The 12,196-nt window shown below is 52.4% G+C and carries 10 protein-coding genes and 2 pseudogenes; 7 read left to right on the top strand and 5 right to left on the bottom strand.

Annotated features, from left to right (window positions below; genetic code table 11):
• Positions 1-44: 44 nt before the first annotated feature.
• From tnpB to istB, 5 genes and pseudogenes are all read left to right on the top strand, one after another.
• Positions 45-194, top strand: a pseudogene (gene tnpB, locus ABOK31_RS15200) (IS66 family insertion sequence element accessory protein TnpB); the annotation flags it as partial.
• A gap of 48 nt (positions 195-242) precedes the next feature.
• Complete coding sequence (locus tag ABOK31_RS15195) at positions 243-1,817, top strand: IS66 family transposase (protein ID WP_349956552.1); 1,575 nt, start codon at positions 243-245, stop codon at positions 1,815-1,817.
• Positions 1,814-2,377: a UPF0149 family protein gene (locus ABOK31_RS15190; RefSeq protein WP_349956551.1), complete on the top strand. Its 564-nt coding sequence runs from the start codon at positions 1,814-1,816 to the stop codon at positions 2,375-2,377. The genes ABOK31_RS15195 and ABOK31_RS15190 overlap by 4 nt, the downstream gene beginning before the upstream one ends.
• Positions 2,378-2,425: 48 nt before the next feature.
• A pseudogene (locus ABOK31_RS15185) lies at positions 2,426-3,202 on the top strand (IS21 family transposase); the annotation flags it as partial.
• Entirely contained in the window at positions 3,192-4,004 is an 813-nt protein-coding gene (gene istB, locus ABOK31_RS15180; RefSeq protein ID WP_174171745.1) for an IS21-like element helper ATPase IstB, read from the top strand. The pseudogene ABOK31_RS15185 and the gene istB, both read left to right, overlap by 11 nt.
• Positions 4,005-4,035: 31 nt before the next feature.
• Here the strand turns inward: istB and ABOK31_RS15175 are convergent, their stop codons facing one another.
• From ABOK31_RS15175 to ABOK31_RS15160, 4 genes are all read right to left on the bottom strand, one after another.
• Positions 4,036-4,314, bottom strand: coding sequence for a DCC1-like thiol-disulfide oxidoreductase family protein (locus ABOK31_RS15175; protein ID WP_349956550.1), 279 nt, complete (start codon positions 4,312-4,314; stop codon positions 4,036-4,038).
• Positions 4,315-4,335: 21 nt separating this feature from the next.
• Positions 4,336-5,313, bottom strand: a complete 978-nt coding sequence (locus ABOK31_RS15170) for a hypothetical protein (RefSeq protein ID WP_349956549.1) — start codon at positions 5,311-5,313, stop codon at positions 4,336-4,338.
• 120 nt (positions 5,314-5,433) lie between these two features.
• On the bottom strand, positions 5,434-5,724 hold the full coding sequence (locus ABOK31_RS15165) for a chorismate mutase (RefSeq protein WP_349956548.1): 291 nt from the start codon (positions 5,722-5,724) through the stop codon (positions 5,434-5,436).
• Positions 5,725-5,841: 117 nt separating this feature from the next.
• Complete coding sequence (locus tag ABOK31_RS15160; protein WP_349956547.1) at positions 5,842-7,158, bottom strand: hypothetical protein; 1,317 nt, start codon at positions 7,156-7,158, stop codon at positions 5,842-5,844.
• Between the two features lie 222 nt (positions 7,159-7,380).
• Here ABOK31_RS15160 and ABOK31_RS15155 point away from each other — a divergent pair, with 222 nt between their 5' ends.
• Both ABOK31_RS15155 and pabB read left to right on the top strand, forming a co-directional pair.
• Positions 7,381-8,166 (top strand): DUF930 domain-containing protein, encoded by a 786-nt coding sequence (locus tag ABOK31_RS15155; protein WP_349956546.1) that lies wholly within the window; start codon positions 7,381-7,383, stop codon positions 8,164-8,166.
• A 178-nt stretch (positions 8,167-8,344) separates the two neighbouring features.
• Complete coding sequence (pabB, locus tag ABOK31_RS15150) at positions 8,345-10,393, top strand: aminodeoxychorismate synthase component I (RefSeq protein ID WP_349956545.1); 2,049 nt, start codon at positions 8,345-8,347, stop codon at positions 10,391-10,393.
• Positions 10,394-10,420: 27 nt separating this feature from the next.
• Here the strand turns inward: pabB and ABOK31_RS15145 are convergent, their stop codons facing one another.
• Positions 10,421-12,193 (bottom strand): ABC transporter ATP-binding protein, encoded by a 1,773-nt coding sequence (locus ABOK31_RS15145; protein WP_349956544.1) that lies wholly within the window; start codon positions 12,191-12,193, stop codon positions 10,421-10,423.
• Positions 12,194-12,196 lie beyond the last annotated feature (3 nt).

Below are 12,196 nucleotides of genomic sequence, written 5' to 3'. Positions count from 1 at the left end.
CTGCTGATCTGCGCGGGTCGAGGCTGCATTCTCAGGTAAGGTACAAATGGTTGGAGGCGGGCAAGTTCGTTTGGCCGCCGATCCGTGATGGCGCGATGCAGATGAGTGCCCAGGAGTTCTCGCTTCTACTAGCCGGCATTGACTGGACGCGCGTCAAACGAAACGCGGTGAGGAAACCCTCAAAAGCAGGCTGATCCTATTGGTTTTGCTTGAAGATTCAGGCTCATATGGTAGGGTCTGTCATGCCGCTTCGACCCGATCCCTTGCCCCAGGACAGTGCGCAATTGACCCGGATCATTCTCTTGCTCGACGAAGAGAATGCCGATCTCAAGGCGCGCGTTGCCTTCCTTGAGCGCCAGCTCTTCGGGACGAAATCGGAGAAGATGACGGTGCTCCACCCGACGCAGGCGGCGCTCGATTTTGGCGATCTCAATGAGATTCCCGTTGCGGCCAATGACGATGTCGCGCCTGCCGCCGAGGACAAAACGCAGCCACGGCGATCGCCAGCCCGCAATATCGGCCGTTTGCCCAAGCACCTTCCGCGTTATGACGAGATCATCGAACCGGAGAACAAGCTCTGCCCCTGCTGCTCGTTCGAACTTCATTGCATTGGCACGGACGTCAGCGAGGCGCTCGACATCGTGCCGGCGGTTGTCCGGGTGAAGCGGACGATCCGGCCGCGCTATGCCTGCCGGGCCTGCGAAAGCGTCGTTGTGCAGGCGCCGGCACCAGCGCGCGTGATGGACGGTGGCATGGTGACCACGGCGTTTGCCGCGCATGTCGCTGTTTCGAAGTTTGCCTGGCATCTCCCGCTCCATCGTCAGGCCCAGATGCTTGCCTCCTGCGGCGTCATCATTGATCGGGGCACACTCGGTGCCTGGGTGACGCGGGTCGCCTGGTGGCTAGAACTTCTCTATGACGAGCTACTCGCCTTCATCCGCTTGCAGCCGAGGGTGTTTTGTGACGAGACGCCGCTCCCGCGGCTTGATCTAGGGCGCAAACGTACCAAGGTGTGTCAGTTATGGGCGCAAGCGATCGACGATCGCCCATGGAATGGTCCGGCGCCGCCGGCGGTTGCTTATATCTTTGCCGAAAGCCGCAGCGCTCGCGAGATCGAGGGACAATTGTCGTCATTCGCCGGCGTGCTGCAGGTCGATGGATACCAAGCCTATAAGACCATGGTCAAACGTCGGGGGAAGAGCAATGTCGCGCCCATGCGGCTGGCCTTCTGCCTTGCCCACGCGCGGCGCAAGTTCGTCGATGTCGTCAAGCTCACCGGCTCCTCGGAGGCTCTGTCGATCCTTGCCAGGGTTGCCGAGATCTATCGGATCGAAGCGAGACTGCGCGGCGAAAATGCCGATACCCGGCTCATAGCGAGGCGTCGCGAGGCAGCTCCTATCATGGGAGAGCTGAAGGTCCACCTCACCAAATTGAGCGACGAGGTGTCGGCAAAATCGGCGCTTGGCAAGGCCGTCACCTACACGCTCAACCACTGGAGCGGACTGGCAGCCTTCCTGGAGGATGGCCGGATCGAAGTGGACTCCAATGTGGTGGAGCGTTCGATGAAATCGGTGGCCCTGACGAGGAAGAATTCGTTGTTCGTGGGCAACGAGCGCGGTGGCAAGACCTTCGCTGTCCTGGCATCGCTCGTCAACACCTGTAAATTGAATGGTGTGGACCCCGAGGCCTGGCTTGCCGATGTGCTGGAGCGCATCATCTCCAGCAAGGTAAAAGCCAGCGAAATGGAATGTCTTCTCCCTTGGAACTGGAAGGCTGAGCGCGAGGCGATGACAGAACAGGAGCGACGGGCGGCATGACATCGAACAGCCAAGAGACGACCGCACGACCGAAGCTCGATGACAAGGCATTCGAAGCCTTTATAAGGGCACGTCGTCCAGCATCGCCAATCTGGTCAATGAGCGGTCTCGACGGTTATCTTACGGCTCTCATCATCGGCCCGAAGTTCATCGACCCACGCCAATGGATCCCGGAACTGACCGGTCCGCATGCCCTGAACCTGCCGATGGAGACAACCGAACATCGGGCCGTGCAGACGATCGTTGCGGAGTATAACCGCATCTCGGCGAGCCTTTCCGAAACACCGAAAGACCACTGGCCCAGGTTCACCAAGATCGATGATCAGACCTTTGATCCGTTCGATTGGGACCTCTGCTTTTTGTTGGGAACAGGATACGCGCCGAGGCTTTGGCAGCCGGTTCTTCGAGGTCATGCCGGGACTGGCGATATCATCGCGCCCATCCGCAAGCTCGGCGAGACAAAACGGAAAGCGACCCGCCAAGATGCTACTGCCGTCGCCGAAGCACTTGTCAATATCCGAACCTACTTCATGCCGAAGCGGGCAAAGCAGAAGTTCTGAAAGAAAGTGCTATTGCGATCCCGTCAACGCCGAAAGCAGTGGGCTGTTCGTCGCGCTCACTTTCAACCTGTTCCGCGCTTTCCATCGCTGGAAGCGTTGAATGACTGGCTGGAACTTAGATGCAAGGAGTTTTGGGCGCAGACACCGCATGGTCAGATGCGCGGCACCATCGCCGATATCTGGGCTGAAGAGACACAGGCATTGATGCCCATCGTCAGGCCATTCGACGGCTTCGTGGAGCATACGAAGCGGGTCACACCGACCTGCCTTGTGCATCTGGAACGCAATCGCTACAGCGTGCCGGCATCTTTTGCCAATCGGCCGGTGAGCCTGCGAGTCTATCCGGATCGTGTTGTTGTCGCCGCGGAAGGTCAGATCGTCTGCGAGCATCGTCGCGTCATTGACCGTTCTCATGACCGACCGGGCCAGACCATCTATGACTGGCGACATTATCTGGCTGTCTTACAACGCAAGCCCGGCGCTCTGCGCAATGGTGCTCCATTCGCCGAACTGCCGGATGCATTCCGGACTTTGCAGCAACATCTTTTGAAGAAGCCAGGTGGCGACCGCGAGATGGTTGATATCCTGGCGCTCGTCCTGCAGCACGATGAACAGGCCGTGCTGTCGGCCGTAGACATGGCGCTGAAGTCGGGCGCTCCAACCAAGACTCATGTGCTGAACCTGCTTCATCGCCTTGTCGACGGCAAATCCTTCACGCCACCCACTATCGATGCACCTCAGGCCCTGACGCTTACCAATGAGCCCAGGGCCAATGTCGAACGCTACGATACCTTGAGAAAGACGGAGGCTCGCCATGCATCATGACCCTGCAAGCGGCGCTGTCGTCATCATGTTGCGACAATTGAAGATGCACGGCATGGCCCAGGCCGTCGGTGACCTGACCGAGCAAGGCGCGCCAGCGTTCGAGGCGATCATTCCTGTTCTCTCACAACTGCTCAAAGCCGAGACAACAGAACGGGAGGTGAAGGCGATAGCCTATCAGCTGAGGTCTGCTGCCTTCCCGGCCTATCGGGACCTGAACGGCTTTGACTTTACAAACGGCGAGATCAACGAGGCACTCGTGCGTCAGTTGCACCGCTGTGACTTCCTCACCGAGGCCAACAACATAGTGCTGATCGGCGGCCCTGGCACTGGTAAGACGCATATTGCCACGGCGATCGGCGTCCAGGCTGTCGAGCATCACCATAAGCGGGTCCGCTTCTTCTCGACGGTCGAACTAGTTAATGCGCTGGAGCAGGAAAAGGCGCAGGGGCATTCAGGGAAAATCGCCAAGCGTCTCTTCCGATGTGATCTCGTCATCCTCGATGAGCTCGGATACCTCCCATTCAGTCCATCGGGTGGCGCGCTGCTCTTCCATCTCCTCAGCAAACTCTATGAGCACACTAGCGTTATCATCACCACCAATCTGAGCTTTAGTGAATGGGCCAGCATCTTTGGCGATGCCAAAATGACGACCGCCTTGCTGGATCGCCTCACCCATCACTGCCATATCCTGGAGACTGGAAACGACAGCTTCCGCTTCAAGAACAGCTCAGCACATCAACCTAAAACGACAAAGGAGAAGCGGAAGAACTTGACCACGACGACCAACACACACCATACCTAACGGCGGGTCAATTCTCGGCACCAATCCCGGGTCAGTTCTCAGCGCAAATCAACATTGCAAGGTTCCAGGGAAACCTAAGATGCGACGCAATTTCCACCACCGCTGAAGAGCAAGTTAGCAATTTGCCACCACTAATGACGAGGAGCGTTTCGTTCGGACCGATCGAAATTTTTGCAAATTGAGCCAAAATGGGCTCTGCGTGCACCGATGTCGCGGCGGCGAAGGTTATGCTCTCACCAGCTTCCCTTTTGAGAATAAAGTCGACCGCACGACTGCACAGAATGCATTCAGTGTCGAACACGACTATCATGCTCGTCTCTCATTCGATCTATCAGAAAAGCTGGACTCTAAATGGCTCAATGAATTTCTCCGCAAGCGATATTTGTCCAGCATCGGCTTTTTTTCGCTTGGAGTGGCTATCCGGGACAAAGGGAGATACTTGTGCCGGATCTTTTGAGTGCCGCTCTGCACGCTTAACCATCGCGTCGATCTCGGTTGATGATAGTGATACCCCCCACTGCTCAGAAAGCAGTGGGAATATGGCGCCAGGTAATGACGAGTAATTCATATAAGTCGCGTGAAAACCACGTTTCTGTGCAGCAGCCAGACACAATGCGCCAAGCATTCGCGCACAGTACTCCTTGTCGGAACCAAGCCGAACGGCCTCTTCGTCATCATCGAATCGAATGTGCTGGCTGATAACAGGCTCAATCCGCCTCCGGTTTCGTAGCCACAGCGGTGGCATGGCAGCGATTGAGACCATTACTTCTACACCGTTGCGATGAAGGAACGCCCACTTCTGTGCCACCCCGGTTTGAAGAAGTTCTTCAAGATAAAGCGCATTCCAACTCTCAAATTTAATCACTGCATACCGGCTCGGACGCGGTGCGCAAGCAACTAGGCACCGGAGGACTGCTCGGGTAAGTGCGGAACGATCAACAAACGAACCCCTGTAGCTTCTGTCCAGTGCCGAATTGACTATAATTGGTTGAGAAACGACAAAGAACCGGTCCGATGAAGATAACATCTGCGTCAACAGAGTAGAACCGCAGCGAGACATATGGAAAACGAAGAAGGTCTCCATTGAGCCAATATCCAATTCGTCGGAGTACTGCAAAAACTCTGGGATTGTCATGCGTATTAGCCGCGGGTCAACGGGATTATAAGCCAGTTGCGGGGTAAAGGGCGAAGCCCAATGCGAGCCGTGGTCGTTTGATTGCACCGGATATAAAATATCTGTGTGGCGATACAGCGTTTCAACAAAGAACGGATCTCGGAAATAAATTCGCGGGAGGCGAAATAGTAGCACGTGCCCTGTCTCCCCGTCGCCTGTTATGTCAACAGGGAGAAGCATGGTGTCGTTGTCCAATCTGGGTGGTTTCACAGGGCGATTCCTGAGCACGCTTTTGAGCACGGCATGACTTAGTCGCTAGACTGCCTCCTCTAGACGACAAGCTTCCTTGATTAGAATATCCCAAATGTGTCTCGCCACATCTGGATTGATACCAAGTCCTTGAGCGACTTCGGCCCGACTGTCTAGAACAGCAGCCACTCGGTTCGGCTGCATGACAGGTATTCCTGCCTGCTTCTTGAAAAGGCCTACGCGGTGAATAATCTCCATACGCTCCGCAACCAACTTTAAAATTGCAGTGTCAACTGCATCGAGTTGCTGGCGAAATTCGTTGAGATCTGCTTCTTGGTTTGAACTTTTATTTGTCATTGCATCTTCCTAAGTGGTGGAAAGCACAGAAGGATTCGAGCACGAAGGGCTCTGTGTGGAAACCGGTTGAATTTTAAGCGCCACCGTAGGGTGCGCGGTTTAAACGAGACATAATCATTAATCGACTTCACGTGCCCACCGGTAAAAATTCTGGACAGGGCGCCCAATTTGGGGCGCGTCTTTCTCGGTTTTGATCCACGAATTGTGAGCAAACGGCTTGTACTCAAGCTTGCAAATGTCGTCCACATTCACAATTTGGAAAAACGGCCCCCCATTTATGCTATGATTCAAAACCAAAGATACGGTATTCGACGAATTGCAATATTTGTTCTTTGCTGTAGAAAAGTACCCATACGGGTCACAGCGATGAAGCGCATTGCCCGATTTAAATTCGTCAACCGTTTTGCCATTGACGCCTATAGTGCCGAAGCATTGATGGTTTGCCTCAAACATGTAGAGGCCGTAAAAATTTCCCTCTAGCGTAAGTTTTTGGTCTCCGGGAATCGCGAGCGGAACCATCTGACCAACCAGAAGTAGCCCCATCAGGGCCCAGCCAGGAACGCTGCTCGCGCCGCTTGGGATCTTCACCGGGGCTTGGAACCAAGGTCCAAATAGGATTAAAAGTGCCGGTAAAACAGTAGCGGGATAGCGATAGCCGACCAGTATTCCAGAGTAGACGTGGAATATAGCAAAGAAAGCCAACATGCTACGCTGTAGCAACCGATTTGAGCTAAATAAGAACCATGCGCCAACCATCTCCATGAACATTAAGAAATTTGTTGCAATTATCTCGGTACCTTTGGGGAATAGGGGTAGTCCGTTCTTCAAGCTTGTAAAATACTCTCCAAGCACCCATGATGGGTGTATTTTTGCAGCTGTCGATAAAAAATAAAAGAATACCAAAGATAGCTGAAGAAAAAATTTCTTATTGGCAAAGAAAAGAAAGGCTAGGCAGAATACCGTGTGGTAGTAGTCATAGTTTCCTTTAAATCTGTAAGATATAAACGTGAAATAAAGCTTGAATACGAATAATACAAATATTCCAATATGAGCCGCCACCCAATCTCTACTGTATATCGCGTACGCACAACCAACGAGTATGGCAAACAACAGCATGAATACTACTGTCTGAGAATATCCGTTTGGATAAGTTGTCAGAAAAATAAAATCCGCGCAATTCGGTAGAAAAGGCCAGCACCGATAGGAACCGCTCTCGACAGCGTTCGTCGTGATCCAGGGAACGTTCATCCAGCTTGCGTATGTTACTGCGAAGCCAAGCAGTATGGCGCCCGCCATCCACTGCAAAACCTTGTCCTGCTCAATCTCACTGACGCTAAAAAGGCGTCTATAGAGCTCATAGAGGTTTCGGAGATAGGCGTTCTTCGGTAAAGGATTATGACCAGTTTCGAGGACTTCTGCGTTTGGTTCGTTCATTGCAGCCTCTGGAGAAAATCGAAGGTTATGCGAACAGCGCATGCGTCCTGTTGATATCCTACCCCTTACGGAGATACAAGCGCAGCGTGTTAAAACTGATGACCCATCTAATGCTTTGCGCCTCTCGCCGGATCGATTGGAGGATTAGGACTGGTTAAATTGGCACACGTCTACGAAGGGGATCGGATCATAAATGCTAGAGAAACGCTTCCTTGAGTTTTGATGACGGACACCGTTGACCCCAAGTTGATCGTAACAGCAAGGTGGCGCCAGCCGTTAGGCAGTCAGCTCCAGCCCAACGAACTTCGGCGTGTGGTAGCCATTTCGTTCGTCGTGCATCTGTCAATCCTTGTGCCTCTTACGCTGGTGAGGAGCGCGCAATCATTTAGAGAAGAGCCTGAGGCCGTTGCTGTAACACTTGTCGAGCCTCGCGCCGGTCCGGTTTCATCGAGCGAGCGCCCCTCTCAACCGCCTCGCACTGGTTCGCGGATGCAAGCCCCAGCGCCAAAAACCGAAAAGGGCGAACTCACGCACGAAGAGTCCAAGGTTGTAGAAAAGAGAGCCGACGCCTTGCCTCCGGAGATGCATAAAGGTGAAAATTTTCCAGGAGGGATGATCGAAGCGCACCGCCTTAGAGCCTCCGAGGTTTTGGCCGACCCAAGAAGCGCCGCGGCGTCAAAGGCGATGAAAACCCTTGCTCCCAGTGCACGTATCGAGCAACTGTGCAATCTGGAGAGTATGGAGCAGGTAGCGTTATGGAAGCCGGACCTTAAGCCGGACTTTGTTGTCGCTTATGCGATGGCGGATACGAAGCTAGAGGCACTCCACATTGAAGCCGACGGAGCAGCGGTGCGGATTGCGAACCGGTGGTATAACATGCGCTATCAATGCACAGTCTCACCAGATTTGGAATCTGTGAAAACTTTCGAGTTCCAGATGGGCGTCGAAATTCCGAAAAAAGATTGGGAGAAACACTATCTAACCACTAGTGACGGCGAACAAGAATGAGAAGGGGCCGGACAAGCCTTTCTGATTGCCGCAATTTGTAGGCGGGCAGCGGCAGCAAGCACCCTTGATTGTTGCGATTTAATAGATACACCTATCACTGGAGTTTTGGGGACAAGCGGGCTTCGTCCCGGCGAACGAACGCTGTTCGTGTCTGAGTTTCGCTACAGCTGGAGCGGTGATGCGCACCTTACTAATCGACAATTACGATAGCTTTACATTTAATCTTTTTCAGCTGATCTATAGTCTGAGTGGAATAGAGCCTATTGTCATCAAGAACGACCAGATGTCTTGGGCTGAGGCCGCGGCGCTTGGATTCTCGAACATAGTTATCTCGCCTGGCCCTGGGCGTCCCGATGTTCCCTGCGATTTCGGGATTTCTCGAGAGGCGATCCTCGACGGCCGGTGGCCAGTTCTAGGGGTATGTTTGGGACATCAAGGAATCTGTCATTATCTCGGTGGAGCGGTGCATCATGCGCAAAAGCCAATGCACGGAATCATTGATGCAGTGATTCACAACGGGACCGGCCTGTTCGAAAATATTCCATCGCCCTTTCACGTTGTCCGCTATCATTCCTTGGCCGTTGAAGCGCTGCCCGAATGTCTCATCCCAACAGCCTTTTCATCAGACAGCGTAATCATGGCAGTCGAGCATCGAGATAAACCAATTTGGGGCGTTCAATTCCATCCTGAGTCGATATGTTCAGAGCACGGCTCGAAAATTATAACTAATTTTCTCGCGCTAGCGGCAAACGAACGTCGGTCTCCGGAAATTGGCTGTAGCGCTGATGCCGACGACGGCAATTTTCGCATTTTCGCGAAACGGCTTGATCACTGGACTGATCCACAACACGTTATTGAAACATTTTCGACGCCCGAGCAGCCGGTTTTCTGGCTTGACAGCAGCCTCTCCGACTCAACAGCGCGGTTCTCCTTCATTGGGGATGCATCGGGACCACATTCTGAGGTCCTCTCCTATGAAGCAGCATCGCAAAAGTTGACAATTGCGAAAACAGAACGCATGCACTCTGTTTCGGAGAGCATACTGGACTACATGGATCGACGGCTCGAAGAATTAAAGGTTGATCCATGCTTAGAGACTCCTTTCGATTTTGCTCCGGGATATGTTGGCTATTTCGGTTACGAGATGAAGGCCGAAACTGGCGGGACCCTGGCGCACAAAAGCCGTTCCCCAGATGCGCAATTCATATTTGCCGACCGCGCGCTGTGCTTTGATTTACAAGAGCAGGCGATTTGGCTGGTCTGTATGGATTTAGAGACGAGGGAGGATCGCGCGAGAGCATGGTTCGAAGCCATTGAAAAACTAGTCGTACAAAGTCCCCAAAAACCGACATCAGCGGTCAAAGTCCATATCGAAAGTCTGACGCTGCGCGCAAACTCTGGAGAATATCTTGAGTTAATCGACGAGTGCCTTTCCAAGATTAGAGACGGAGAATCCTACGAAGTTTGCTTGACAAACACGATGGAGGCCCGATCTGACTTGGACGACCTTGCAACCTACATGTTGCTCAGAGGGATTAATCCAGCCCCGTACAGCGCGTTTCTTCGCTTCCCAAACACCAGCGTTCTCTGCTCCTCTCCAGAGTTATTTATCGAGCGAAATCGGCACGGAATTATTCGATCGAAGCCCATCAAAGGTACAATTCGTAGAGGGAAGGATCCTGAAGAAGATGCCGAACTAAAGGGACGTCTGAGTTCCAGCGAAAAGGAACGTGCCGAAAATCTCATGATCGTCGATCTGATCAGAAATGACTTGGGCAGGGTCTGTGAAGTCGGCACGGTGGTCGTACCTAAGATTTTTGACGTTGAGACATATGCAACGGTTCATCAGTTAGTAAGCACGATTGAGGGCCGATTGAGATCGGATCGCACGCTCGTGGATCTCGTACGAGCAACCTTTCCGGGCGGATCTATGACGGGTGCGCCAAAGGTCCGCACCATGGAAATACTTGACAAACTGGAGGATGGCGCTCGTGGCGTTTACTCAGGAGCGCTAGGGTTTCTCTCGGTTACAGGTACTGCGGCGCTGAACATTGTCATCCGCACCATCGTTCTACAGGAGAAGATGCTCTCAATTGGAGTCGGAGGTGCGATCACCGCACTTTCAGTGCCGAGTGAGGAGCTGAGTGAGACACAACTTAAGGCGGAAGCGCTACTGCGGACTTTGTCTACAGTAGCAGGCTATCCTATTAAATTTAAAGATTCGTGAGGCTCGCATGGTGTTGACGATGCTGTTTCATTGCAGACCGGACGTTGCCGCCCCAGTGCCCAGTTCTCTCGAAACCTGATTTAACTCTGTCACAAACTGACTTTCATACAAGCGTGCATAATGGGCTCCAGATCGGAGCAATTCATCATGCGTACCCTGCTCTAGAATACCGTTCTTTCCAATGACAATAATTCGGTCCACCTGCTTAATGGTCGATAGACGGTGAGCGATTATCATTGCGGTCCGATCTGCCATCAACTCAGTCAATGCGGATTGAATCAGACATTCTGTTTCATAGTCTAGAGCAGACGTGGCTTCGTCAAGGATTAGTATCGGCGGGTTCTTCAAGAAAAGTCGAGCGATCGCGATGCGTTGTTTTTGACCACCCGAGAGTTTGACCCCGCGCTCACCGACCAATGTGTCTAGTCCATCCGGTAATAATTCGATAAAGTCACCTAGGGCTGCGCGTTGAACTGCGGTTTCGATTTCGTCACTGCTCGCACCAATTCTCCCGTAAGCTACATTTTCCCGGATTGACGCGGTAAAGAGGAATGGATCTTGCTGGACGAGACCGATCTGTTTTCTAAGCGAAGACTGAGTTATATCGCGGATATCGATGCCTTCGATTGTGATACTACCGCTGTTGACATCGTAGAATCTTGGCAACAGTGAGCAGATGGTGGTCTTTCCAACTCCCGAGGCGCCGACAAAGGCAATTTTCTCCCCATGGCCGATGCGGAGATTAAAGCGGTCTAAGACTTTTAGATGTGGCGAATAAGAAAAAGTGACGTTGTTATATGCGATCTCGCCCCTTAATTTCTCTACTGAAATAGATTTTTCGTTATCAGTAACTTCAGGGACACTGTCAATCAGTGCTAGAAATCGTCGAAAGCCGGCTATTGCTTTGGGATAGGTTTCAAGAAAGCTGCCCAGTCTTTCGATCGGTTTAAAGAGAACATTAACAATAAGGAGTATACCGACAAAACTTCCCTGAGTGATCTCGCCGACCGCCACGTACCAAGCACCAGCCACCAGCACCAGTAATTGGACCGACCGCGTGCCGAGATAGGAAATCGTCGTACTCGTTGTCATATACGCATAAGCTTTCTTCTTGATTCTCCGGTAGTCATGATTCCGGCGGCGAAAAGCTTTGTATTCGTGGCTTTCGTTTGAGAAAGCTTTCACAATGCGAATCCCGCCGACGCTTTCCGCAATTGTTTGATTAAGCAAGCTTATCTGGCGAAGAAGGTTGCGCCAATTTTGCGCGAGCTTTACACCGTACCGTCCACTGGCCCATGCGATTGTAGGCACCAGACAGGTCACAAGTAGACCGAGCTTCCAGTGAATATAAAACATAATTGCGGCTGCGCCAAAGAACGTCATGACAGATAAAACGATGTCCTCTGGGCCGTGATGGGCAACTTCACCGATCTCCTCAAGGTCCTTTGTGACGTTTGTGATGAGGTCTCCCACGCTGTTGTTATCAAAATAACGAAACGAAAGTTGTTGAATGTGCGAGAACGCTTGCTGGCGCATATCCGTTTCGATGTTTATGCCAAGTAGATGGCCGTAATAGTTCACGATCGCCAAGAGTGCACCGTTTATGGCGTATACGAACATGAGAAGTAGGGCGCTCCAAATGATCAGGCCCCAATCGTGAGCCGGCAGTAGATCGTCTACGAAAATCTTCACGATTATGGGAAACCTTAGCTCTAATAGGCCGGCGATCACTGCTGATATGAGGGTTATGGCTAAAAGTTTTTTGTAAGGGTGATAGTAGGAGATGAAGCGCCGAAGCATTGA

Source organism: Rhizobium sp. ZPR4, from assembly GCF_040215725.1.
GTDB classification, from domain to species: Bacteria; Pseudomonadota; Alphaproteobacteria; order Rhizobiales; family Rhizobiaceae; genus Rhizobium; species Rhizobium rhizogenes_D.
The sequence above is the reverse complement of the archived record's forward strand: the minus strand, read 5'-3'. Positions and strand labels throughout refer to the sequence as shown.